This is a genomic window from Marinobacter litoralis, from assembly GCF_003336705.1.
GTDB classification, from domain to species: Bacteria; Pseudomonadota; Gammaproteobacteria; order Pseudomonadales; family Oleiphilaceae; genus Marinobacter; species Marinobacter litoralis.
The window spans coordinates 483,255-506,854 of the sequence record NZ_QMDL01000003.1 but is presented as its reverse complement, the minus strand read 5'-3'; the positions used below and the strand labels follow the sequence as shown (position 1 = coordinate 506,854).

Annotated in this window: 21 protein-coding genes, 1 pseudogene and 1 riboswitch; of the genes and pseudogenes, 1 reads left to right on the top strand and 21 read right to left on the bottom strand. The window is 53.2% G+C overall.

Going from position 1 to position 23,600, the window contains the following annotated elements; all coding sequences use genetic code 11:
* Positions 1-138: 138 nt before the first annotated feature.
* From DOQ08_RS12010 to DOQ08_RS11940, 14 genes and pseudogenes are all read right to left on the bottom strand, one after another.
* Positions 139-600 carry a methyltransferase family protein gene (locus tag DOQ08_RS12010; RefSeq protein ID WP_114335170.1) on the bottom strand — a complete coding sequence of 154 codons (462 nt, stop codon included), beginning with the start codon at positions 598-600 and terminating at the stop codon, positions 139-141.
* Between the two features lie 87 nt (positions 601-687).
* Entirely contained in the window at positions 688-990 is a 303-nt protein-coding gene (locus tag DOQ08_RS12005) for a type II toxin-antitoxin system RelE/ParE family toxin (protein WP_114335168.1), read from the bottom strand.
* A complete protein-coding gene (locus DOQ08_RS12000; RefSeq protein WP_022992576.1) occupies positions 978-1,235 on the bottom strand; it encodes a type II toxin-antitoxin system Phd/YefM family antitoxin in 258 nt (85 codons plus the stop codon). Before DOQ08_RS12000 ends, DOQ08_RS12005 begins: the two co-directional genes overlap by 13 nt.
* Positions 1,236-1,499: 264 nt before the next feature.
* A pseudogene (locus DOQ08_RS16150) lies at positions 1,500-2,811 on the bottom strand (transposase).
* 139 nt (positions 2,812-2,950) lie between these two features.
* Complete coding sequence (locus DOQ08_RS11990; RefSeq protein ID WP_114335166.1) at positions 2,951-3,268, bottom strand: hypothetical protein; 318 nt, start codon at positions 3,266-3,268, stop codon at positions 2,951-2,953.
* Positions 3,269-3,365: 97 nt separating this feature from the next.
* The gene (locus tag DOQ08_RS11985; protein ID WP_114335164.1) at positions 3,366-3,932 is read right to left on the bottom strand and encodes a hypothetical protein; all 567 of its coding nucleotides are present in this window, start codon (positions 3,930-3,932) and stop codon (positions 3,366-3,368) included.
* 104 nt (positions 3,933-4,036) lie between these two features.
* The gene (locus DOQ08_RS11980) at positions 4,037-4,681 is read right to left on the bottom strand and encodes a hypothetical protein (protein ID WP_114335163.1); all 645 of its coding nucleotides are present in this window, start codon (positions 4,679-4,681) and stop codon (positions 4,037-4,039) included.
* A gap of 461 nt (positions 4,682-5,142) precedes the next feature.
* Positions 5,143-5,655 (bottom strand): DUF6680 family protein, encoded by a 513-nt coding sequence (locus DOQ08_RS11970; protein ID WP_114335160.1) that lies wholly within the window; start codon positions 5,653-5,655, stop codon positions 5,143-5,145.
* Between the two features lie 4 nt (positions 5,656-5,659).
* The gene (locus DOQ08_RS11965) at positions 5,660-6,571 is read right to left on the bottom strand and encodes a hypothetical protein (RefSeq protein ID WP_114335158.1); all 912 of its coding nucleotides are present in this window, start codon (positions 6,569-6,571) and stop codon (positions 5,660-5,662) included.
* A 112-nt stretch (positions 6,572-6,683) separates the two neighbouring features.
* Entirely contained in the window at positions 6,684-7,052 is a 369-nt protein-coding gene (locus tag DOQ08_RS11960; RefSeq protein ID WP_133297167.1) for a hypothetical protein, read from the bottom strand.
* A gap of 371 nt (positions 7,053-7,423) precedes the next feature.
* Positions 7,424-7,876: a DUF7832 domain-containing protein gene (locus tag DOQ08_RS11955; protein WP_114335154.1), complete on the bottom strand. Its 453-nt coding sequence runs from the start codon at positions 7,874-7,876 to the stop codon at positions 7,424-7,426.
* 106 nt (positions 7,877-7,982) lie between these two features.
* On the bottom strand, positions 7,983-9,155 hold the full coding sequence (locus DOQ08_RS11950) for a hypothetical protein (protein WP_114335502.1): 1,173 nt from the start codon (positions 9,153-9,155) through the stop codon (positions 7,983-7,985).
* A 94-nt stretch (positions 9,156-9,249) separates the two neighbouring features.
* A complete protein-coding gene (locus DOQ08_RS11945) occupies positions 9,250-10,326 on the bottom strand; it encodes an RES family NAD+ phosphorylase (RefSeq protein ID WP_227537635.1) in 1,077 nt (358 codons plus the stop codon).
* Between the two features lie 91 nt (positions 10,327-10,417).
* On the bottom strand, positions 10,418-10,882 hold the full coding sequence (locus tag DOQ08_RS11940; RefSeq protein WP_074214680.1) for a hypothetical protein: 465 nt from the start codon (positions 10,880-10,882) through the stop codon (positions 10,418-10,420).
* 372 nt (positions 10,883-11,254) lie between these two features.
* On the opposite strand from DOQ08_RS11940, the gene DOQ08_RS11935 reads away from it, so the two are divergent.
* Entirely contained in the window at positions 11,255-12,241 is a 987-nt protein-coding gene (locus DOQ08_RS11935) for an integron integrase (protein WP_114335152.1), read from the top strand.
* Positions 12,242-12,263: 22 nt separating this feature from the next.
* On the opposite strand, the gene DOQ08_RS11930 is transcribed toward DOQ08_RS11935, so the two are convergent.
* The 7 genes from DOQ08_RS11930 to glmU all read right to left on the bottom strand — a co-directional run bounded on the left by DOQ08_RS11930 (position 12,264) and on the right by glmU (position 23,586).
* On the bottom strand, positions 12,264-13,322 hold the full coding sequence (locus DOQ08_RS11930; protein ID WP_114335151.1) for a ribonucleotide-diphosphate reductase subunit beta: 1,059 nt from the start codon (positions 13,320-13,322) through the stop codon (positions 12,264-12,266).
* Between the two features lie 28 nt (positions 13,323-13,350).
* Positions 13,351-16,119, bottom strand: a complete 2,769-nt coding sequence (locus DOQ08_RS11925; protein ID WP_114335149.1) for a ribonucleoside-diphosphate reductase subunit alpha — start codon at positions 16,117-16,119, stop codon at positions 13,351-13,353.
* A gap of 174 nt (positions 16,120-16,293) precedes the next feature.
* A riboswitch (cobalamin riboswitch) is annotated at positions 16,294-16,478 on the bottom strand.
* 91 nt (positions 16,479-16,569) lie between these two features.
* Positions 16,570-17,397, bottom strand: coding sequence for a substrate-binding periplasmic protein (locus DOQ08_RS11920; protein WP_114335148.1), 828 nt, complete (start codon positions 17,395-17,397; stop codon positions 16,570-16,572).
* Positions 17,398-17,479: 82 nt separating this feature from the next.
* Positions 17,480-18,985, bottom strand: a complete 1,506-nt coding sequence (gene nhaB / locus DOQ08_RS11915) for a sodium/proton antiporter NhaB (RefSeq protein ID WP_114335146.1) — start codon at positions 18,983-18,985, stop codon at positions 17,480-17,482.
* Between the two features lie 189 nt (positions 18,986-19,174).
* A complete protein-coding gene (locus DOQ08_RS11910) occupies positions 19,175-20,161 on the bottom strand; it encodes a CobW family GTP-binding protein (RefSeq protein ID WP_206074865.1) in 987 nt (328 codons plus the stop codon).
* 198 nt (positions 20,162-20,359) lie between these two features.
* Entirely contained in the window at positions 20,360-22,192 is a 1,833-nt protein-coding gene (glmS, locus tag DOQ08_RS11905; RefSeq protein ID WP_114335145.1) for a glutamine--fructose-6-phosphate transaminase (isomerizing), read from the bottom strand.
* A gap of 29 nt (positions 22,193-22,221) precedes the next feature.
* A complete protein-coding gene (glmU, locus tag DOQ08_RS11900) occupies positions 22,222-23,586 on the bottom strand; it encodes a bifunctional UDP-N-acetylglucosamine diphosphorylase/glucosamine-1-phosphate N-acetyltransferase GlmU (RefSeq protein WP_114335499.1) in 1,365 nt (454 codons plus the stop codon).
* Positions 23,587-23,600: the final 14 nt, after the last annotated feature.

Below are 23,600 nucleotides of genomic sequence, written 5' to 3'. Positions count from 1 at the left end.
GAGACGCCTTTCCCCTACTCCCGAAATAGGGTCGCGCGAGCAATTTTTCAAGCCTCTGTGTTGGCTGCCACTAATGAGGATTCTGCTAAGCTTGGTAAAGACCTTAGCGGCATCAACCGTGCCAGGCCGTGTTAGGCATCAAATCCACCGGCGCACCGTTGTTACGTATTGCCGGTATTGATCTCCGAACTTTTCCCGCATAAACCGCTCCTCCGGGAGGATTTGAAACCTGTTCATATACATCACGAAGATCGGGAGCAACAGAAAACTCGCAATATTGCCGAGGAAAGCCCCCCAACCGATTAGCAAGAGCAGGAAACCCACGTACATCGGGTTTCGGCTTATTCGATAGACTCCACTGGTGACCAGGCTAGCTGATTGATCTGGGATTCTTGGATCGACAGTCGTACCTGCGGACCGAAACGCCAAAACGCCAAGCAGGGCGAAAGCGACACCAGCTGATGCCAAAATGAGTGCCACAAGCGGCGACGCAGAAAGTGTGATGCTCAGAGCCGGCAACAACACTGCCGATATCCACATTAAGCCTGCGAAAATAAACACTTGTACAACAGGTGGGATTTTTAGCTCTAATCTCTCCATAACGACTCCTTTGCAGCCTAACGCCTAGCGCACCGGTGACTTTGACGTAGCTAAGCGGAGACAAAGGCATCCGCGTGACGTGCCTGGTTAGCTGTTCTCAAGCATGTATGCCCGAAGCTGCCGCTCATCTCGCATGACATAGAGGACGAGAACTCGCTTCTCATCCTCACGATAAAAAATGCGAAACGGCGGAACCACTACCTCCCGGTATACTGAGTTAGGGAGCTCTGGCGGAATTCGCCCAGACTGAGGAAAATCTTCCAAGCGCTCGGTTTTTTCAAAAACCTCCTGAACCAGCTGACTTGCGGCATCAGGATTATCCAAAGCGATGTACTCAGCGATGGCATCCAGCTCCTGAAGGGCAGGCTCCGTCCAGATTACTTTAGCCATTTACTCATTTTCTCCCTGGCCTCGCTTTGGCTGTACGTTCTTCCCTCAAGTACAGCACGCTCTCCCCGTGAGAGCCCCTCAAGCAACTCAAGTCGACGCTGCATGAACTCGTAATCTTGCACATCAACAAGGTAAGCGGAAGGCTGACCATGCTCCGTGATCAGTATCGGCTCTTTAGACAAATGCAGATCTGCCAGAATTTTTGTGGCTTGACGCTTGAGGTTTGTAACAAGCTCAACTTTCATTGGGTTCACCCTGAATCAAACTGATAGTGACACTATAGTATCACTTTTTCAGGGGGCAACCCTAGCTAATGAGGCTGTAGAAAACCCAAAAATGAGCGAGCATTCCACCGCCTACGATCTCGTTTGTTTTAGCCGGTCAGTTCGCCCAGCAACTTACCGTTTCCGGATTGTTTGTCCTTTATAGACCTCAATCCCGCTATTTCAGTGTTCAAGCACTCGTAACCTTGTGCCCGGGGCGTTTCAGGACGGATTGCCTCGCCCTGTTCACGCAGCCATCTGCCCATAATCCGCCAGCTTTTCAATATTGTGCACCAAGCAATACAGCTGCCATTGCCCCTGCACTTTTCGCTTTCCACGCAGACTAAAACGGTTTAGGCGTTTGGTTGTGCCAATATTGCCGAACACTGGCTCCACCACCGACATGCGGTGGCGGTAGATTTCTTTGCCTTGCGGGCTATCTATCCGATGCTTCATCCAATCCGTGTAGTTCGGAAGCCGTTTGTTTGCGATGGTGAACGAGACTTGCCGGCCGGACCCTTTGCGGTGGTTAGCGGACGCCGGATTCTGCATGCATCGATGTTTCTTCGGGCAATGCCTGCACTGGAGCAGACGGCCTTCGAATTGCACCCGGGTCTTTCCGTTCTCGGTTTCCCGTGTGCCTTGGTAACTAATGGCGTTGCCTGCCGGACAGATACAGGTAAGGCTCACCGGATCGAACTGGAATTCACTTGCAGGAATGATGTTTTTCCATCCGGTTTTGGGCAGGTTCTGGTGCCGTTTTCCGTACTTGCCTTTCTGCTGCGCGAACTTGGGGTCCCGGCTTCGGAATTTGTTGTCCGGCACGTAGCCGTTGATTTGTCGCTCGTGCAGATACTTCATGTTCGCTTCGTTGGCGAAGCCTGTGTCCGCCGTAACTTGGGCTGCTCGTCTTTAGGAATCGGTCTACTTTGGTCATCGCTTCGTCCAGCGATAGGATGGTTTTCGCACGGCGAATGTCCCTATCCAGTTCGGCTTCGGTTTCGGCCTCATCCCGTTCGTGGTGTTCACGCAGATGATGGCGAATCAGCCGCTTCAGCTTGTCGCGTTTTTCACCCAGCTCTTTAAAGGTGCCCGACCATTCTTTCGCGGCGTTCGAGGACATTTTGCAGCCGTCGATGGCAAACAACTCGTTGCCTAGCAAGCCTTGCTCGTGACACACCAGCAACACCTGTTCAAACAGCTCTTCGATTTCTTCAGCGTGGCCGCTAACGAACTTGGCCAAGGTGGTGAAGTGCGGAACGGTGTCGCAGGACAGCGCTTTAAAAATGATGTTGGTTTCACAGCACCACTGGATTTCGCGGCTAGAGGTGATGCCTTTCGAATAGGCGAACAGGATGATCTTCAGAAGAATAGCTGGATCGTAAGCAATGCGGCCGGTGTCGTCGTTGCGGTATTTGGGATGAAACACCGACAAATCCAACTTGTGCTCAATCAGATAATGAACGGCGTGTTCAAAGGTGCCCGGCTGGAGCTGCTCTTGGTAATTGATCACGACCATCGCATCCTGGTCGTAGTTGTAGTGCTTGAAACGAGGCATCCCGACGACTCCTTGTCTGTTTGCTCAATGCTACCAAAACGAGTTCGATTTGGGGTTTTTCTACAGCCTCAACGCTGAAGCACAGCGGCGCCACGTCAGTGGCGTCCGGCGGCCATCGGCCGCGAACTGCTGCGCCTTGTTAAATGGCTCTTTGAGGGTATAGGTGGTACTCGTGGTGACCCACCTTCTCGAAGATCACGCGATCACCAGCTTTTAACTGATGCGCCTCGAAGAAACGCCTAGTTAAGGGACCGCGAACTCTGAAAAAATTCTTCTCACCATCAATGTCAGCCATTACAGGCTCAGAAATGCCAAAGTAAATAGTAGCTCTTTGGCCCGCCTCATCTTCGTTTGAACCACCAATCAGCTCCGATGGAAAAAAATCCAGAATGTCTGATAAAAGGATGTAGTGATTTCTGTATCCACCGGGGGTAATTTTTACGGATCTGAAATTCAAAACTTATGTACTCCTTTACATTTAACGCTTGCAGCATGCGCGCCCTTGGAATGGAGCTGAAAGCGCAATGTAATGGGCGTCGCCGTGCCTGCATTGGTTATGTTCTGATTACATGTGGCAACGTGCTCGAATAATCAGAGTACGTTGTGTAGAAAAATCTTTCCAAATACTCTGTCGTAACCGAGATGTAGTCCGCAATATCCAATATTTGGCCAGCAGTTAGCGCCTCTTCATCATATTTAAAGCCTCGCTTCCTCTTTGCGGAGAGCTTTCTGCGTCGTACCTCCTGCTTAGCATGATCGCGCACCCAGGAGGAATGCATTAATTTGTTTCTCAGTTCCTCGGATTTCTGACACATGTACATTAAATCCTCAAACGTCTTCAGAGGAATTGGAAAAGCCCGGTTTTCAACTTCGTATTCCAGACGCACTAATGATGATAGAGCGCCAAGTTTTGCTTTAAAGGACATTTCGCTGGTTACGAGATGACCTCTATCGACGGAGGTTTTGAGAAGAAAGCTGACTGCTGAGGCGCACTCCGCCTCTAACTCTGAAAAATTTATTGCGATGCGACCGACTGCGTCATGAAAAGGAAGCGCCTCGCCTACCGCATCCTCAAAGGTCGAACCGGTGTAAGAAAACTCCTTGCTAGAACGATCTATCACCGTGCTCTCCTGCACACATAACGCCTTTGTTTAGCGGCGGCCCGACAGGGGCGTCCGGTGGAGGCCGCAGGCCGGAACGAACTACAACAACTTGTTAAGCCCAACTAGAACAGGGCACTAATTGTGCCCCAGTTACTCACTAAAAATGACAGCCCAGTGGACACCACGATACTGATGATTGCCCATTTCACCGTTGCCCTTACACCGGACTGTCCCTCTTCCTGAACCGGCCGAATGATATTTTTGTACACATCCTCATAGTGCTTAGAAACCGTACTAACGCTCCTGAAATGGTGCCTGATTTCTGAGAGAGGGCGCTCCAAAGGCTTGAGCAGCTCGTTACTGGAGATTTGCCTGCTTACCTCATCGAGCTTACGCTGGGTATCAGAAATTGTTTCTGAAAGTTGCTCAGGGTTGAATGTAAGTATCTCGGTGATTCTCTGCTCTATGGAGTCGTAATCATCTTCTATAGAAGAGACCAGTTCGGCTACACGGCTATGAGATTTAGAGTTTATCCCCGCGCCGATAAATGGCCTGAAGCCCTCCTCGCCCACTTCCTCGTAGTAAATAATTCCCGCTTCATTAAGCTCATATAGAGCGGCATCCAACCGATTTCCGTTCGTTACGATTCCGCTAAGATCGGAGCCAACCTCTGACCCCATGAAATCAACTTCTCCTTTTTCGTTGGCATTTTTTATGAAAGCCAACAGAATCCGAAGCTCCTGAAATTTTGTGATTGTTTCTCGCATAGAATCTCAATTTATGTCCAAAACCTCGGACGGCTTAACGCTGGATGTTAAGCGGCGCCTAAGGAGCGCAGCGTAGTAGGCGTCCGGCGGACGGCCGCCAGGCCGGTAGCGAACTTGAACGATTGGTTATGCATTTTTTCCAACATAGGCCTCTAGCTTTTCAGGAACATAAGGCCAAAACATTGCCCAGTCTTCTGGCTTTGGGTAACGCTCCCGGTACTGTTCCCTTTCTCTCCCACTAAGGCTGCCGAACCAATCAACGAATCTGTACCAGTAGTCTTCGCCAGGCCCCATTCGCCAACCGATAGACCCCAACGGTATGTCGGGATACTGAAGCCAAGGCGGAAGCATCTCATTGTCCATTAGCTCGCCCCGTCCGTAGTAAGCGCTGCATAACGTCTTGCTCACCGGAAAATTAGGAGCGCAGCGAGTAATTTTCCGCGTGCAGCAACTTGTTAGCTCTACTCACCCTTTGGGAAATTTGTAATAAACATTGGCAATGGTCGATTTCCAGAAAGCACCTCAATCAGACCTCTTCTCAATGCTGCCTGCTCGTCCTCTGTTTCACCGTGGGCTCGTGGGGAGTACGAAGAATTTTTGATATGTGTTTTGTCAAAGTCATAGTTTAAAACCTGGGCCATCTTATGAAGGAGTTCAACGAGAAGATCTACACGCTTTACGCCCCATTGCTCAATAGGAATGGCTGAATTGTTGAGCAGATCGAGATACTCTTTCCAAGCCTCAATAACCTCCCTTTCCTTTTTATGATCTTTATCAAACTCAAGGTCAATTCTGTTAAGCGCCTCGACATGCGCCCAAGAGACTGTATACGCTCGCGTGGCCATTAAAGTTTTGAATATATTAACTTTCTTCTCCCTGATTTCTTTTTGATTATCAAGGTATCGAGTCAGTCTGACCGCCACGACAGGACCAAGAAAAACCGCTGTTATCATCAGCCAGTCGGCTATTGTCATATATCTATTTCTCCAACTTAATTTGACCGCCCGGTTGGCGTTCGATGATGTGGGCATGGTCGCTAGGAACAATGAGCTGAACTCTCTTTCCATCGACGTCCGTTCCCTCGAGAACCACATCTCTGCCAAATCCGTTAAACAAAACGACGACGTTTTCCAGCGCCTGGTAATCTTCTCCGAAGTGGCTCTCCTTACCGGGAAGTCCATGTAAACTTGCGTACGTTTTGTAGGGCTCCTTCACATGTACGATAGCGCTTTCTGCGCGAGCACCAACCAACCGCATGGCGCCATCTACGAGCTTTCCCGATATACCGCCCACTAAAAGAGGAATGAAAAAAATGACCGCAAGGAGGATGGACTGATGATTCCTCAATCGAGCTTTTTCTTGCTTGCTAGCTTCGTCCTCTCCCTCTAGGTCTCTAACCTTATCTGCGAGCTCTTGTCTCCTGCTCCAAAGTAGAGCGCAACCCCATGCCGAAAAGAGCAGCGTAGCGACTGCAGTCTTGTCCGTAAGTCCAAATACGAAAATGAAAACGGCACCGAATATGGCAAAGACTGCTCCCTCATACCCAGCTTTTCTGACATTAAACGGCTCATATTCTGATTTTTTGTTCAGCAGCTTCTCGCGAAGCTTTAGCATGGTAATAAATAGCCACTGCAAAAAGTGCCATAGTGGGCGTAGAACTAGTCCTAGGCTTGTCAGGCACACCGTGAGGAAAAGATAAATCCCCGAGAAGGCGACGGCGACGAGGATGAATAATAGGCCGTCTCCAACCGATACGCTGCTGGGGAAATGGTCTATTCTCAAGCAGTAAAACAGGAGTACCGCTCCTCCAGTCAGTACACCCACTTTGAATGCTAGCGCAATGACTTTTCCCAGTAGCTCGATATTTTGTTCTAGCTGATCTCTATCCAATCCATTTTACCTTTTTGCTATGGCATCTAGCGCTAACGCCAAAAATAAGCGGCGACCCGACAGGGGCGTCCGGTGGACGGCCGTCAGGCCGGGAACGTACTTGATTGATTTGTTACATGCTGAACTCGGCTACAAGCTCGGTACACAAACCCTCGCCATACTTGGCAGCTACACGGACGTTGAGCCAGTTGCTCGACATATAAAAAAAACTACCGGTGAGCTCTCCACGCGTTTTGATCGCCAGCGGCAGAGATATTTCCTTGCGCTCCTTTGCCTCTTTCATCGTAGCCGACAAGATCAAAAGTCTTAACTCCATGCCATCAAATTCCCGAGGCACCCTGACATGATACATACCGGAAGCTGGGTCAGAATCTGGAGTTATCGTGACAGCCTCATGCTGCTGGGAAAAGGGCTCCAGGCAATCCTCAGCGGAAACGACGCTGCAAAACATTGATAAAAATATAAAAGTTATAAGTTTCATAGGCATGTAACGCTAAGCACAGCGGCGCCCCGACTGGGGCGTCCGGCGGCCTTCGGCCGCGTACTGCTGCGACTTGTTAGTGGCCGGTTACCCGGCGGTTTATCACTGGCACCAAACTCAAATGCCCTTTGCGGTGCAGCTTGCACCCAACCTAGCCCATGGCGCGAGGAACCAGAACACGAAACTCGCGGATTTTGCAGTGTTTTGCGGGGAGAAGAGCTGGACGGTGGTAAACATTTGAAACCAACTCCCTGCTTTACTGCCTGAATCCTTCCGAGGCCCTGGCTATTAACGCTGAAATAAGCGGCGGCCCGACAGGGGCGTCCGGTGGAGGCCGAAGGCCGGAACGAACTTGATTGACTGGTTATGTTTCACCACACCTTCCACCAAGGCTTTGTGTTCTTTGCTTGGGCCTCCGTGAGGATGCCGTTCTTGCGCCGCGCCTCAATCATCTTGGAGAAAGCAGCAAAATCATGCGCCTCCTCGTTAGCCACATACATTAAATCCCCAAAGTTGTCGGCGTAGTCATTCAGATACAGACCATCATCTCCATAGTACTCTGACGCAAATTGGTTTCCTTCTTCGTTAACGTCTTCGTCGGTCAGCTTGCCGTCACAATACTTAAAGAAGAATTCTGTGGCCGATAGCGCGCCGGAAACGACTTTTGCGACATCCTCTGGCTCTTCTTCACCATGAAGCTCTCCCACCCACCCTTGAGCAAAGCACCATTTCATAAAGAGAGCGATATGTACTCCGCCGTATTCTTCAGGTGAGTCGGCCGGAAAATCTCCCCCGTAATGCCAACTGGCATCATCGTATTTCATGCCGTGCCCCTTAAAACATAACGCTTGCAGCATGCGCGCCCACGGAATGGAGCCGAAGGCGCAATGTAGTGGGCGTCGCCGTGCCTGCACTTGTTGGGCTCGCGCCTCATTTCGGCACCCTCGGTCCAGGCACCGTATCAGCTAACTGGCCGGAAAATAGAATTCCCAAGTGCCCGTCATCTAGACACATTCCCAAATCACGGCGAGCACAGAACACACGGACCTCTTCTTGCTTTTTCTCCTCAAGGCAAGAAGTCACATACTCAATAAAGCTCTCAACGACCTGGCGTTCGTCGTGCAATAGCTCTAAACCAACGGACTTTTTCGCAACTCCAAAAGCTCGCTCCCACATTGACGCATATGCATCAAAAACTGGAACGCGTCCATTGAAGTAGAGCTCGTTGAACTTTAGCTTCTCGATTACAACGTTGCCGTGGAGCAAGTCGTTCCTTTCATTCACGAGCGAGTGGTAACGCCTGCAAGACTCGTGGCTATAATCGATATCGGTCTGAAATCCAACGCAGTTGTGTGAAAGGCTCTTGATACGAATGTCGATGGGCTGCCTGATCAAGTTCTCCCTCAGTCTGTCATCCCTCTTCAGGGCAGGCTTCATCAGCAGGTACATCAAGAGGTTCACGAACGCTTCGGCCATTACAGGTAGCATTGACCGAACTCCGAAGCACAATCCAGTGGCCTTCGTGATAATTTCTGCCTGCCGACCCCATTCTTCCGACCATTGTTCGGGGGTTTCGTACTCTCCAATGCCCCCAAGCTGATTCGTCTGTCGCTCGACATCGAGACCTTCAATTTCGGACATCAAGCACTCAACGGAGCTTCGAATACGGTAATAAGGATTGATAAATTCAATCCAATGCTCCAAGGCCTTACGAACTTTCCCCATGGCTCGGCCATATGTAGGGAAAGTCGCCTTGATGCCTACAACCAATTGATCAAGAGCATCACGCGGCAATTCCTCTCCTGAAACCCACAGTTCAGTTCGAAAATTGTGCCCTTGAACCAGAACAATCCGACCGTGAGCAGCTAGGGCCCACTCCCAATGGATTAGGTTTTCGGAATGATCGCCCCGAAGGAAATTCTGTATGCCGTTTGGGGGACCGAATCGACCATAAAGGTAGCAGTACAGATCACCGGGCTTGATTTCGTTGCCGAGCTTCCAATGAGTATCAAAGTGAGGACGATCATCTGATTGGAGCTGCTCCATCAGTTCTCGTGGATGCATCGCAGCAAGCTGCTTTACAAAGTCAGATTCTAGTTTCATAGCGCCCAACGCCGCCATAAACGGCGCGAGCTTGCGAGCGTCCGGCGACCGTAGGGAGCGAATTTAATGGCCTTGTTAGGTGTGTTCATGTGCATCAATACTCGACTGGCCCGAAATGGCCTTTGTAGCCAATTTGGGTTAATACAAGCCGATTGATACATTCGACACGCGCCACGCCTTTTTCCAGCGGGCGCCCAAACAAGGCAAGATTCTTAATCGTGAATGCCTCCGCATACTTGTTCTTCTCTGGATGAAATCGGCGCAAAGAAAGACCGTAAGCGGTTTCAAAAGGATGACCACCCGTACGAATAAGACTGAAGAACGAAGGATAGATGACACCATCAAAACCAGCGCCTCGTGCCGCTAATGCGATAGCACGAGAAATTTCGTATGAATGAGATTTCGCAAGAAAAAGCATATGTATCGCCATATCCAGACTTTCAAACTCAGTGCATTCCTCCTCAAGCACATGAGTCAAATCGAGAAGACGCAAATCTTGCTGAGTCCGTATAGTAGCCACATAAATGTCGTCTTCTGCAGCGGCTCGGCACTCATGGATGCAAACGTCGATATCTTGGGAACCGTACATCACTTGAAGCTCAGTTGAGCACAAGCGCCCATTTCCCGAATACTCAGCCGGGGGGCTATCATACTCCCCCGGGTCCGCAGGCCGATTCGGCTCAATACGAAGGCGATAAAACTTAGTACCTTTAGCGAGTACCCTTGCTGGGTATTCCGTTAGCACTCGCTCTAAAATCTGTGGCCTCATCGCAGGGTCTTGCAGAGCCTTAAGAGGCTCAACTTCACCAACCATCCAAAGTCGGGGGCCATAGTGGAAGAACCCGAGCTTCCCTGCTTCTTCAATCAGCTTAATGTCATTTTCGAGCCATGCAGATGGCGAGATATCACTCTTACGATAGTGATACTCATTGCATTGGATTACGGGCGCTGCACCGTAATCACAGCGGATTGTCGTACCGCTCACGAAGAAACGCCATGCGAGGTCTTCTATATGTTTTTTTGTGAGCTTACGGCCTTCAGTTCTTCTGCAATTCGGGCATACATCTTGTTGTTCGAGGCCATGCTTGGCCGCATCAATTCTCAATCCCTCATCTGCAAAGCATTCAGAGCATAGGAGGGTTGCATTATCCTTGGCCGCTTCGGAAGTCATCTCGATCTCATACACCTAACGCTTGCAGCATGCGCGCCCATGGAGTGGAGCCGAAGGCGCAATGTAATGGGCGTCGCCGTGCCTGCACTGGTTATGTGCTGCTACGGCGCTGCACCACGGTTTTATTGATGATGCGTCGATTGATCTTCTGCTTCCAGGCTACTTGCTTGGGTGACAATTTCCGTTTTCGGCGGGTATCCATCAAGAACTTGTATTCTTGATCGAAGATGTAGCCAAGCTTGAAAGCATGGTAGATCAAGTCTTCGTTTGCATTAGCGGTGTCATCTGACGCTATTCGGCGGAGCCCAGCGAAAAGATTTCCGGTCTCAATGCCGATGAAACGGTTAATACAGACATTGCCCACGTAGGTTGTGTTTCCATTGATCTGGTTGCGGATGTAGCAGTGTTCTTTGATGTCTTGGCCGCAGGGGCAGCTATCAAATTCTTCACTGACCTCCACCCCAATTAGCGCCCATTCAGTTCTCGCGGTATCAAAATCGGTTGCCACTGAAAGGGGAAGGATATGGGCAGCCAACCGTTCTCTATTGTGATCCACATTTACCTCCCCATACACACATAACAGCTAATTATACGAACGAGTTCGTATATCACTCATTCGTAAAACTCCATTCAAACCCACTCAAAAGATGTAAATTTTCTCAAATAAAATAGTCTCTTGAGCACCAATTTCCACAGCTACCGCCGGAGTTATACGCCCTCTTTCGAGTCACTCCCGCTCCCACCACGGGCGTATAACTCCGCCCTTTCTACCCCAATCTTTAAACACTATCAGATAGTTACCTTCTTTTCTCCGGCAAGTTCTGGAGTTTTGCGAACGCGTTCGTATAACTCCACTAATCAGCAGCCTATTGACTTCAACCGATAACGATATACTGTATATAAAAACAGCATCAAAGGATTAGTGGATATGGACATCCCTGCCCCGATACCCGTACAGCCCACCCGTTTTTTGGACAAGGTTCGGTCTTATATGCGCCTGCGAGGGATGGCGTATAAAACAGAGAAAACCTACCTGTTCTGGATCAAACGCTTTATCCGTTTCCATGAACGTCAACATCCTGAAATTATGGGCTCTACAGAAGTAGAAGCATTCCTGTCTCATCTGGTTTTGCATGCAAACGTAAGCGTCTCTACTCAGAGAGTGGCTTTGAACGCACTTGTCTTTCTATATCGCGAATTTCTGGGCAAACCTCTGGATGATCTGAATTTCGAACGCTCCAGAAAACCAGTGAAACTTCCAACGGTATTCAGTGCTGAGGAAGCCAGATCTGTTATTCGCAACCTGAAAGGAGACTACAAGCTTGTTGCCATGCTGCTCTACGGCTCCGGTCTGCGCATCAACGAAGCTCTGCGGCTGAGAGTTAAAGACGTTGATTTTGATATGCAGCAGTTGATTGTTCGTAGCGGCAAAGGCTCTAAAGATCGAATTACGCTGCTTCCGGAGCGCCTCGTCGAGCCGTTAAAACAACAGATCGACTCCGCTCTGCACCTGCATCAAGCGGATCTCTTGAAAGGATCTGGCTCGGTGTATCTTCCAGCGGGCCTCGCACGGAAATATCCAAATGCCAGTCAGGAGCCTGGCTGGCAGTATATGTTTCCCGCACAGACGCTTTCGAAGGACCCTCGTTCGGGCATTCACAGGCGACATCATTTACAGGACCGAACGGTTCAAAAGCACTTTCGTCGCGCTATCCAGGCTGCCGGCATCCGCAAACTAGCCGGCAGTCATACCTTTCGGCACAGTTTTGCCACGCGCCTGCTAGAGGCCGGCTATGATATTCGCACTATTCAGAAGCTCCTCGGCCACTCAGACATACGCACCACAGAAATCTACACCCATGTTGTTCGCAAAGGTGGTTTTGGAGTGCGCAGTCCGGTGGACGAGGGCTTCTGAATGACCTAGACGCGGCGCAGCCTCACCACTCCAACTGCGCCCCGGTCTGGTACTCAATCACCCGCGTTTCAAAGAAGTTCTTCTCCTTGCGCATGGTGGCCTGCTCATCCAGCCAGGGCGAGACGTTTTTCGCGCCCGGGAACGGCTCTTCCAGCCCTACGGTGCGGGCTCTGCGGTTGGCCACAAAGCGGAACTGTTCGCTGTGGTATTCCGCGGAGTAGCCCAGTATCGGGTCGCGCAGGATGTAGTTGGCGTAGTCGCGCTCGGCGGCTTCGGATTCTTCCCACATCTCCCGTACGGCCTTCGGGTCCAGGCTGATGTTTTCTTCTTCCAGGATCTGGTTCACCACTTTCAGGCCGAAGGCGAAGTGCATGGCTTCGTCCCGCAGAATGTACTGAAACTGTTCGCCGGTGCCGCGCATCAGGCCGCGGCGCTGCAGGGCAAAGATGGGGCTGAAGCCGTTGTAGAACCAGCAACCTTCAAACACTGCGGCGAAGAACAGGTACGACATGATGAATTCTTGCAGGTCGTCTTTGTTGCGCAGGTTGATGTCTGGGCGCATGGCGGCGTCCAGCCGGCGGTTGGCCATCTGGATTTTGGCGTTGATCTGCGGCACCACCCGGTAGCGGTTGTAGATTTCGCTTTGGTCCAGGTTCAGGGTTTCAATGCAGTGCTGGTAGGTCCAGGTGTGCAAAGCTTCTTCGTACACCTGGCGCGCTTGGTAGATTTGCAGCTCGGGCGCGGTCATTTTCTCCATCACCGCCAGGCCGATGTTGCGCATGGCCAGTATGTCAGAGGTGGTCAGGTAGGCCACCACGTTTTCGAACACGTGCTTTTCGGCCGGGTTCAGGCGGTGGTGGTAGTCGTGAACGTCTTGCGCCATGTTCACGTCCAGCGGGGTCCAGTGGTTTTTGTTGGCGTTCATGAAGAACTCCCAGGCCCACGGGTACTTGAAGGGCGCCAACTGGTTTACGTCGGTTTCGCCGTTGATGACGCGCTTATCGTCTACGTTCACCGGGGCCACGCTGCTGTGTGCAGCGGGCTGGCTTTGTGGTTTGGTTTCGTCGTCCCAATTCAGCATGGTTATGCCTCTCTGAATAAGTAAGTGGTTACTGACAGGCTTCGCAGTCGGGTTCGTCGATGCTGCACACTTGGGGCTGTGGTGCGGCAACCGGGGCGGCTTGTTCGTTCACGCCGGTGGCACCCAAGGAGCGCAGGTAGTAAGTGGTTTTCAAGCCACGCTCCCACGCCAGCTGGTACAGCTCGTCCAGTTTTTTACCGCTGGGTTCAGCCATGTACAGGTTCAAACTCTGGGCTTGGTCCAGCCATTTCTGGCGGCGAGAGGCGGCTTCCACCAGCCACCGGGCGTCTATCTCAAACGCAGTGGCGTAGCGGGATTTCAGTTCGGTGGGTATGCGGTCAATTTGCTGCACGCTGCCGTCGTAGTATTTGAGGTCGTTCACCATCACGTTGTCCCACAGACCTTCGGCTTTGAGGTCGCGCACCAGTGACGGGTTCACCACGGTGAATTCGCCGGAGAGGTTCGATTTCACAAACAGGTTTTGATACGCCGGCTCGATGGACTGCGACACACCCACGATGTTGGAAATGGTAGCCGTGGGTGCAATGGCCATGACGTTGCTGTTGCGCATGCCGTGTTGGGCGATGAGTTCGCGCACCGGAGTCCAGTCCAAACGGCTGTCGGTGTTCACGTTGATATCGCCTTCGCGACGGGCATTTTTCAGCAGTTCGATGGAATCGATGGGCAGTATGCCCTGGCTCCACAAGGAACCTTCGTAGCTTTCATACGCGCCGCGCTCGGCCGCCAGCTGGGCGGATGCGCGAATGGCGAAATAGCTCAACTGCTCCATGGCCACATCGGCGAACTCCACCGCTTGCGGGCTGGTGTACGGCAGGCCTAGTGCGTAGAGCGCATCCTGGAAGCCCATCAGGCCAAGGCCCACCGGGCGGTGCTTCAGGTTGGAATTACGCGCTTGCGGCACGGCGTAGAAGTTGATGTCGATCACGTTGTCGAGCATGCGCACGGCGGTGTTTACGGTGCGCTCTAGGCGCTGTACATCCAGCTCGCCATTGTGGATGTGGGCCGCCAGGTTCACCGAGCCCAGGTTGCACACGGCGATTTCATCAGCACTGGTGTTCAGGGTGATTTCGGTACACAGGTTAGAGCTGTGGACAACGCCCTTATGCTGCTGCGGCGAACGCAGGTTGCAGGGGTCTTTGAAGGTGATCCACGGGTGGCCGGTTTCAAACAGCACGGTCAGCATTTTGCGCCACAGCTGTTTCGCCGGGATGGTTTTGAACAGCTCGATTTTGCCTTCCGCCGCCAGTGCTTCGTAATGCTCGTAACGCTCGCGGAATTGGTTGCCGTACAGGTCGTGCAGGTCGGGCACGTCGCTGGGGCTGAACAGAGTCCAGTCGCGATCCTGGCGCATGCGTTCGATCAGCAAGTCCGGCACCCAGTTGGCGGTGTTCATATCATGGGTGCGGCGGCGTTCGTCACCGGTGTTTTTGCGCAGTTCCAGAAACTCTTCAATATCCAGATGCCAGCTTTCCAGATAGGCACACACCGCGCCTTTGCGCTTGCCGCCTTGGTTGACGGCGACGGCGGTGTCGTTCACCACTTTCAAAAACGGCACCACGCCCTGGCTTTGGCCGTTGGTGCCTTTGATGCGGGAGCCCAGTGCGCGCACCGGTGTCCAGTCGTTGCCCAAACCGCCAGCCCATTTCGAGAGCATGGCGTTGTCGCGAATGGCGCCGTAGATGTCTTCCAAATCGTCGCCCACGGTGGTGAGGTAGCAAGACGACAGCTGGGAGTGGCGGGTGCCGCTGTTGAACAGTGTCGGCGTGGATGCCATGTAGTCGAACGAAGACAACAGGTTATAGAACTCGATGGCGCGGCTGTTGGGGTCGTCTTCACGCAGCGCCAGGCCCATGGCCACACGCATGAAGAATACCTGTGGCAGTTCCAGGCGGTCGCCTTTCCAGTGCAGGAAGTAACGGTCGTACAGGGTTTGCAGGCCGAGGAAGCCAAACTGTTGGTCGCGCTCGGGCTTGATCGCCGCGCCCAGCTGTTCGAGGTCAAACGCGGCCATGGCTTCGTCCAGCAACTCGTAACGAATGCCAGCGTGAATAAACGCACTCAGGGCCTGTGGATAAACCTCGGCAAGGCTCAGGCTGGTATCGAGATTCAGCGCGTTGACGCTTTCAAGGCGCAGTTGTTCCAGCAGCAAACGAGCCGTCACGGCGCTGTAGTCGGGCTCGCGCTCGATGCGGCCGCGGGCCGTCATGATCAGGGCGCTGAGGACTTCGGCTTCGTCGATGCCGTTGTAGAGGTTGCGGATGGCCTCTTCCACCAACGAATCGCCTTCGATGCCTTCCAGCCCTTGAGAAGCCTGCTCGACTTGGCGTTTCATCAGGCCCAAATCCAGCGGTACGGTGCGGCCACTGGCTTGTTTTACGGTGAGATGGGGGTGCGCTTCCACCGGTTCGTGCTGGGCGCGCTCGCGGGCGTGTTCTTCACGGTAGAGTACGTAGGCTCTGGCTACTTTCTGTTCTTCAGCGCGCATCAGGGCCAGTTCAACTTGGTCCTGAATGTCTTCGATGTGTACCCGGCCACCGGCTTTCAAGCGGCGGCTGATGGCTTGAACAACCTGTTCGGTTACGCGGTGTACGGCATCGTTAATACGGGCAGACCCAGCGGCTTTGTCTCCTTCCACCGCCAAGAAGGCTTTGGTAACGGCTACGCTGATTTTAGAGGGAGTAAAGCTGACCAGATTGCCGTTGCGCTTGATAACCTGCAGGGCTTCTGTGTCGGATGGTGAGGTGGGCCGCGGTTCGGCCAGAGCTGTAGCAGACATACCGTTATCTCCTGAATACGCGTGAGTTCTATAACCTTCGCGTACGCAGGACGAACAAAGCATCAACCCGAGCGGGCTGTCGCTGTGCCATGTTCGTTGCTGCTCACCTTATGGTGCCAAATGCAGGCGCCTGAGTCGCGAAGGTGCAGTCGAGCTGTTTTCTTCGTGGCGATAGAAAACAACACATCTCTGACAGGTCTTCGGACTCAGGGGCGTGAACCTTGTGGTTCAGCCTTGTGTGGCGACTTCCCGGCGGTTGCCAGTGTCAATATGCCACGCTCGTTCCCCAATACCGCTGCGCGTCAGTTCCGGATTCTCACCGGATTCCCGGCTACCTTTTGATCGATGTGTTTGAAAATCGCTCAAAACACAACATCTGGTAGCTAGCCAGAGACACCACAACTATATACACGAACTCTAAGAGAAACAAGATGGCGGAAGCTTTACCCCTTAGGGCGTCGGAAAGCCCTGCAGCAGGATAGCTTTTGCACCCGTGTCGGCCGGCGGCAACTCGCCGCGTTCGGCCAATCGGTGATAGGCCGCATCAAACTCGGCCTTGAGGATTTGCGCGTCGGGTATGGCTGCTGAAAACAACCAGGCCCCGGTTCGGGTTCGGATTTCGGTTTCCTGGATCATGGCATCCGTAAAACCCTTCAACTCTTCCCGCACGGGATCACGGTAATCCAGCAGATAATCGCCACGGCCGCGTTGGAGCATATCGATGGCCGAGCGATGATTCGGAGCATTGGTTATGCGGATGTCGTCCTGCCGTTCCAGCCACGACCGAAGGCCACCATAAGTGAACCCGTTGATGAGTATCACCACCTGATTGCGAAAGCCACTTATGTCTTTGATCGGCGCTTGATCGTCCCGATACCAGGCACTCAACACAACGGAAACCAGGCTGATATCGCTGTCGATCACCGCACCTTCCAATGCAGGCACTTCGGTTAAGCCTAAGGCGAAATCGATGCCGCCCTTTTTCAGGTAGAGATAGGCGCGGCTAACGGGAAGGTACAGAAATTCCAGCTCGTAGCCCGCCTCTTTGGCTACTTTACGCGTTGTCCCCACCATCGCGCCCTCTGGCTCTCCAAACGCGTTCTGGTAGGTCACCGGTGGAAATTCCATATAGGCCACCCGCAGGGTGCGGGTGTCGGAATCGGTGTGCTGGATATTTTCTGCGTGCACGGTACCCACAACCCCGAGGAGACACAGCCCGCTTATCAATACATAGATAAAGCGGCGCCATGCTCTGGGAATGAGAAGGTTAAGGCGCATAACAACCCTCTGGAATCTCTTTATTGATAGCGAAGAGTACCAGATCAATAGATTGTCTGTGCAATCCAATGCTCAGATTGCATCAGAAAGCGTGAGTGACCATATACAACCCGACTCCGCCCATCACCAGTGTATAGGGGAAAGCCATGATCACCATCTTGCCGTAGGACAAGCGTACCAACGGCGCAATGGCCGAGGTGAGCAGAAACAGAAACGCCGCCTGGCCATTGGGTGTGGCCACGCTGGGCAGGTTGGTGCCGGTGTTGATGGCCACGGCCAGAGTCTGGAAGTGTTCGTAGCTGATGCTGCCGCTATCCAGCGCTTGCTTCACTTCGCTGATGTACACCGTTGCAACAAACACGTTGTCGCTGATCATGGACAGTATGCCGTTGGCAATAAAGAACATGCCCGGCTGCTGGCTTTCCGGCAGGCTCAGAACGTAGTCGATAATCGGCTTGAACAGATGCTGCTCGTGGATCACAGCCACTACGGCAAAGAACACCACCAGCAAAGACGTAAACGGCAGAGATTCCTGGAAGGCTTTGCCGATTTTGTGTTCATCGATCACGCCGGTGAACGAGGTGATAAGAATGATCACCAGCAAGCCAATCAGCCCCACTTCGGCAATGTGCAGCGCAAGCCCTAATACCAGAACCACCGCAGCTGCGGCCTGTACCCAGAGCGCTGCTTTGTCGGAAGCGGTGCGGCTGGTGCGTTCGTTTTCAGCAAATTCTTCCAGCACCCGGCGTACGGGTTTCGGCAAACGGCCGCCGTAACCAAACCAGCGCAACTTCTCCAGCGCCCAACAGGTGCACAAGCCAGCAACCAGAACCGGCAAGCTCACCGGGGCCATGTGCAAAAAGAACCCCACGAAATCCCAACCCACCACTTTGGCAATCAGCAGGTTTTGAGGCTCCCCGACCATGGTGGCCACACCACCGAGCGCGGTACCAATGGCGCCATGCATCAACAAGCTGCGCAGGAAGGCCCGGAAGTTTTCGAGATCTTCCCGGTGCAGTTCGACCACTTCGGCATCGCTGTTGGCGTTATGATCTTTCTGTTGATAACCCTTACCGGAAGCGACTTTGTGGTACACCGAGTAAAACCCGACCGCCACACTGATAATCACCGCCGTGACGGTGAGCGCGTCCAGAAACGCGGACAAAATCGCTGCGGCAATACAGAACAGCAAGGAGAGCGCGGATTTTGACCGCACGCCCACCAGAATTTGCGTGAAGGTAACCAGCAACAGCTCCTTCATGAAGTAAATGCCTGCCACCATGAACATCAGCAGCAGAATAACCGGGAAGTTGGTGAGCACTTCGTTGTAGACCGCATCGGCCGAGGTCAGGCCGATCAACAAGGCTTCGACCGCCAGCAACCCACCCGGCAGCAACGGGTAGCACTTGAGTGCCATCGCCAGCGTGAAAATAAACTCACCAATCAATAACCAGCCCGCTACGCCCGGCCCGAACACGTACATCACGATGGGATTGGCGATCAAAAACAATAGAATGACTTGTTTGTACCAGACGGGGGCATTGCCAAGGAAGTTGTGGGTAAAGCCGGACACGATGGAGTTGGGCATTGCTGGGTTCTTCTGAAAGTGGGCGTTTTTAGGTTACGGGGTGGCGCCCATACTTTCCTTGATATTAGTCGGCTTGGTGCTGGCTAAAACGCCTCTGCATGGGCGCCATGCAGAGGGTTTGGAATCGTTATCTGGCGACTGCCAACGATTCTCCAATAAATTGGGAGGCAGTACCTTAAAGTCATTCGGCTAAGAAATAAAGCAAGCTGCGCGAAGCTGATGATCCAGATCATCAGGGTCGAGGGTACGGCTGATAACCTCCAGTCGCGATTCATCAGCAGGTTCCGTTTCCAAGAGCGTTAGTGTGCCTTGCACCGCATTCAACATCCACCACCCATCGGAGGTATACATCACCCCTTTAAAGCGCTCAAAATCCGCATTACTGGCCAGACTTTGCAGTGCGATGGCATCAAACACGGTGTCTTTGTGAATGCGCCAGCCCATGCTGGTGTAGCCATCGCCCGTGTTGAAGTACGTTTGCCAAGGCTCATCCGTCAATGACGGTTTTTCGGCCTGTGCTTTGCTGTGATGATGGTGGTGAGTTTCCGGGAACTGCGGTGGCAGTCGATCAGACTCCCCCATCAGCCATGCCAGAGGAAGCTGCCCTTCTCGGATCTGTTCAATGCGCCGTTTGGCGGGTTTCCAATCACTCGCCCAAGTATCGAACCGCGCTAACTGTTCGGGTGTGCATAGATCCGCCTTGCTCGCGACTAACAGCTCTGCCACCGCCACCTGATCGTGGAACTGCCGGCTGGCAAGCACACGCTCGTCTTCAAGCCTGCGCGGATCAACCAGGCAAACGGATGTGGAAAGATGCAAAACGTCCCTGTAGAACTCACCGGTCAGCGTTTCAATCACTTGGGCCGGGTGCCCCAACCCCGTGGGTTCGATGAACAGCCGGTCAGGGCGCGCAAAACTGATCAAACTGTTGAGACCAATCTGCATAGGCAGCCCGGAGACGCAGCACATGCAGCCGCCGGGCACTTCTTTCACCGCCACGCCCTGATTCGACAGCATGGCGCCATCAATGCCCACTTCCCCAAACTCATTGACCAACACCGCCCAGCGCTCGCCTGCTGGCTTTTGCTTCATCAGATTAAGTATTGCGGTGGTTTTGCCCGCCCCGAGAAAGCCAAGTACCAGATGGGTGGGAATGCGTGCCAATGTGCCAGTCATGGAGTCGTCGCTCTCTGTTGTAATCAAGGTGTGTGGATAAGTACAGGACAGCTGCTTTCAATAAGCCACATAAAAAATATGTTATAACATAACATTTAAATTGTTATAAGATAACAGCTAAAACCTTGAACCATTGATCGGGAGCGCTACGGCCGTTAGCCGGCCGTAACTGAAAGACCTGTCGGCGTGGCCGGTCGATTATTCGACCGTCACGCTCTTGGCGAGGTTGCGAGGCTGGTCTACATCGGTGCCTTTCAGGACCGCGACATGGTACGACAACAGCTGCAGAGGCACGGTGTAGACAATCGGTGCAGTGATTTCGTGGACCGAAGGCAGCTGCATCACGTGAATACCCGGCTCGGCTTTCACGCCAGCGGCTTTGTCGGCAAACACGAACAGTTCGCCGCCCCGGGCACGGACTTCTTCCAGGTTGGATTTGAGTTTTTCAACCAGATCGTTGTTGGGAGCAACAGTGACAACCGGCATCTCGCTGTCCACCAGCGCCAACGGCCCGTGCTTCAGCTCACCGGCCGGGTAGGCTTCGGCGTGGATGTAGGAGATTTCCTTCAGCTTCAGGGCTCCTTCCATCGCCACCGGATACTGTGAGCCACGGCCCAGGAACAAGCTGTGGTTCTTGTCCATAAAGGCTTTGGACATATTTTCGATTTCACCGTCCAATGCCAGAACGTCGCTCACTTGGCCGGGCACCAGGTGCAAGGCTTTAACGATTTCCGCTTCTTTCTCTTCGCTCAGGCCGTTGTGGCGTGCCAAAGCTACAGAGAACAGCAACAAGGCGACCAGCTGGGTGGTGAAGGCTTTGGTGGAGGCCACACCAATTTCCGGGCCGGCTTGGGTCATGATCACCAAGTCGGATTCACGTACCAAAGAGCTTCCCGGTACGTTACAAATAGCCAGTGCGGCACGGAAACCGGCCTTCTTGGCCTGACGCAAGGCGGCAAGGGTGTCGGCCGTTTCGCCAGACTGGGAAATGCACAGGAACAGGGTGTCCTGCTGAATCACGTGCTTGCGGTAACGGAACTCAGAGGCCACCTCAACTGAACACGGCACACCGGCCAGTTCTTCAATCCAGTAACGCGCTACCATACCGGCGTGGTACGAGGTACCGCAGGCAATGATCTGAACGTGGCGCACGTTCTCCAGCAGTTTGGCGGCGTCGGTGCCCAAGGCCTGTTCCAGAACGCGGCTGTCGGTGATGCGGCCAGTCATCGTGGCTTTCACCACTTTCGGCTGCTCGTAGATTTCTTTCAGCATGTAATGGCGGTATTCGCCTTTATCGGCCGAATCTGAGGCATGCTCGAAGCGGGTGATGCTGCGTTCAACGGCATTGCCGTCGCGGTCTTCGATGGCAATCTTGTCCTTGCGGATGTCGGCGATGTCGCCTTCTTCCAGGAACATGAAACGGTCGGTAACCGGCAACAGAGCCAGCTGGTCGGAGGCAATAAAGTTCTCGCCAATTCCGACACCCACCACCAGTGGGCTGCCTTCACGAGACACCACCATGTGGTCGGGCTCATCCGAGTGTACAACGGCCAGCGCGTAGGCACCGCGCAGGCGAGTCATCGCTGTTTTGACCGCTTTGTACAGGTTTTTGTCGGCCTGATAGTGCTTGTTGATCAGGTGAGCAACCACTTCGGTGTCGGTCTGGGAGGTGAACTCGTAGCCTTCGGCTTTAAGTTCGTCGCGCAGTTCCTGATAGTTTTCGATAATACCGTTGTGAACGATGGCCAAACGGTCACCGGACATGTGCGGGTGTGCGTTCTGCTGTGACGGTTCACCGTGAGTGGCCCAGCGAGTGTGGGCAATGCCCATGTGGCCCGCAACGGGGTTGGCTTCGATCGCATCAGCCAGTGCAGCGACCTTACCGACTTCGCGGGCGCGCTGTATCTGGGACTCGGAACCCACAACGGCCATACCTGCGGAGTCGTAACCCCGATACTCAAGTCGGCGCAGGCCCTCCAGCAAAATCCCCTGGACATCCCGTTCAGATACCGCTCCTACAATCCCACACATGCTGCTATCACCTGTTCGTTAATCGGTCTTTACGCTTTTTTAGGCCGTTCCCAGCCTGAAATATTCCGCTGCTTACCGCGAGCCACTGCCAAGTCGTTCTCGGCAACATCGCGGGTAATGGTTGAGCCCGCGCCGATGGTTGCCCCACCTTCGACTTTCACGGGGGCCACCAAGGAAGTGTTGGAGCCAACAAAAACGCCATCACCCAGTTCGGTACGGAACTTATTGACGCCATCATAGTTGCAGGTGATCGTGCCTGCACCCACATTTACATTACGGCCAAGAGAGGCATCGCCTACGTAACTGAGGTGATTAATCTTACTGCCCTCACCCACGATGGCTTTCTTAGTTTCCACAAAATTGCCCACCTTGGTATTGGCCGACAACTCGGTGCCGGGGCGCAATCGTGCAAAGGGGCCTATTTGAGCATTCGCTCCGACCACCGCGCCTTCGATCACGCTGTGGGCTTTAATCTCGGCGCCGTCGGCAATGGTGGCATCTTTAATGACACAACCCGGGCCAATGCTGACATTGCTACCAAGGCTCACCTTGCCTTCGAACACCACGTTAACATCAATCCACAGATCGTTGCCGATGGTGAGCTCACCGCGCACATCAATACGGGCAGGATCGGCCAGAGTAGCGCCTTCAGTCATCAACCGCTCTGCTTGCTGGAGTTGGTACCAACGCTCCAGTTCGGCCAGTTGCAGGCGGTTATTCACGCCCTGCACTTCAAACGCCGTCTGAGGCTGGGACACCGCAACCGTTAAGCTGTGTTCGACGGACATGGCAATGATGTCCGTGAGGTAGTATTCGCCCTGAGCATTGCTGTTAGAAAGCGTGGGTAGCCAGCTCTTCAGGTGCTTGGCAGAAACCGCCAAAATGCCCGTGTTTACTTCTTTGATGGCCTGCTGTTCTGCGGTAGCGTCTTTCTGTTCGACAATGGCCTGCACCTGACCTTCGGCACTGCGCACTATGCGACCGTAACCCTGCGGGTTGTCCAGATCGACGGTAAGCAATGCCAGCCGCTCTTCATCGAGCTGTTCCACCATGCCTTGAAGGGTATCTTTACTGGTCAGCGGTACGTCGCCATACAACACCAGCACCCGGGCGTTATCCGGTAAGTCCGGCAATGCTTGGGCAACGGCATGGCCGGTACCCAGTTGCTCGGTTTGCAGTACCCAGTTGACGCTGTCGTCCTGCAGGGATGCCCGCACTTGGTCTGCGCCATGACCGATTACCGTGTGTATTTTTTCTGCACCCAGCTGCTTCGCGGTTTCAACCACGTGATGCAACATGGGTTTGCCGGCTACCGGGTGTAATACCTTCGGCAGTGCGGACTTCATCCTTGAACCCTGACCGGCGGCCAGAATAACAACGTGTAACGGATTCATGGGGCGAACAACTC

Excerpts from the sequence above, each read along its gene's own strand:
- DOQ08_RS11910 (WP_206074865.1), bottom strand. The coding sequence starts at position 20,161 with ATGACTGGCACATTGGCACGCATTCCCACCCATCTGGTACTTGGCTTT.
- DOQ08_RS11930 (WP_114335151.1), bottom strand. The coding sequence starts at position 13,322 with ATGCTGAATTGGGACGACGAAACCAAACCACAAAGCCAGCCCGCTGCA.
- DOQ08_RS11980 (WP_114335163.1), bottom strand. The coding sequence starts at position 4,681 with ATGCGAGAAACAATCACAAAATTTCAGGAGCTTCGGATTCTGTTGGCT.
- DOQ08_RS11925 (WP_114335149.1), bottom strand. The coding sequence starts at position 16,119 with ATGTCTGCTACAGCTCTGGCCGAACCGCGGCCCACCTCACCATCCGAC.
- glmU (WP_114335499.1), bottom strand. The coding sequence starts at position 23,586 with ATGAATCCGTTACACGTTGTTATTCTGGCCGCCGGTCAGGGTTCAAGG.
- DOQ08_RS11970 (WP_114335160.1), bottom strand. The coding sequence starts at position 5,655 with ATGACAATAGCCGACTGGCTGATGATAACAGCGGTTTTTCTTGGTCCT.
- nhaB (WP_114335146.1), bottom strand. The coding sequence starts at position 18,985 with ATGCCCAACTCCATCGTGTCCGGCTTTACCCACAACTTCCTTGGCAAT.
- DOQ08_RS12010 (WP_114335170.1), bottom strand. The coding sequence starts at position 600 with ATGGAGAGATTAGAGCTAAAAATCCCACCTGTTGTACAAGTGTTTATT.
- DOQ08_RS11920 (WP_114335148.1), bottom strand. The coding sequence starts at position 17,397 with ATGCGCCTTAACCTTCTCATTCCCAGAGCATGGCGCCGCTTTATCTAT.
- DOQ08_RS11960 (WP_133297167.1), bottom strand. The coding sequence starts at position 7,052 with ATGAAACTTATAACTTTTATATTTTTATCAATGTTTTGCAGCGTCGTT.
- DOQ08_RS12000 (WP_022992576.1), bottom strand. The coding sequence starts at position 1,235 with ATGAAAGTTGAGCTTGTTACAAACCTCAAGCGTCAAGCCACAAAAATT.
- DOQ08_RS11935 (WP_114335152.1), top strand. The coding sequence starts at position 11,255 with ATGGACATCCCTGCCCCGATACCCGTACAGCCCACCCGTTTTTTGGAC.
- DOQ08_RS11945 (WP_227537635.1), bottom strand. The coding sequence starts at position 10,326 with ATGACTTCCGAAGCGGCCAAGGATAATGCAACCCTCCTATGCTCTGAA.
- DOQ08_RS11955 (WP_114335154.1), bottom strand. The coding sequence starts at position 7,876 with ATGAAATACGATGATGCCAGTTGGCATTACGGGGGAGATTTTCCGGCC.
- DOQ08_RS11950 (WP_114335502.1), bottom strand. The coding sequence starts at position 9,155 with ATGAAACTAGAATCTGACTTTGTAAAGCAGCTTGCTGCGATGCATCCA.
- DOQ08_RS12005 (WP_114335168.1), bottom strand. The coding sequence starts at position 990 with ATGGCTAAAGTAATCTGGACGGAGCCTGCCCTTCAGGAGCTGGATGCC.
- glmS (WP_114335145.1), bottom strand. The coding sequence starts at position 22,192 with ATGTGTGGGATTGTAGGAGCGGTATCTGAACGGGATGTCCAGGGGATT.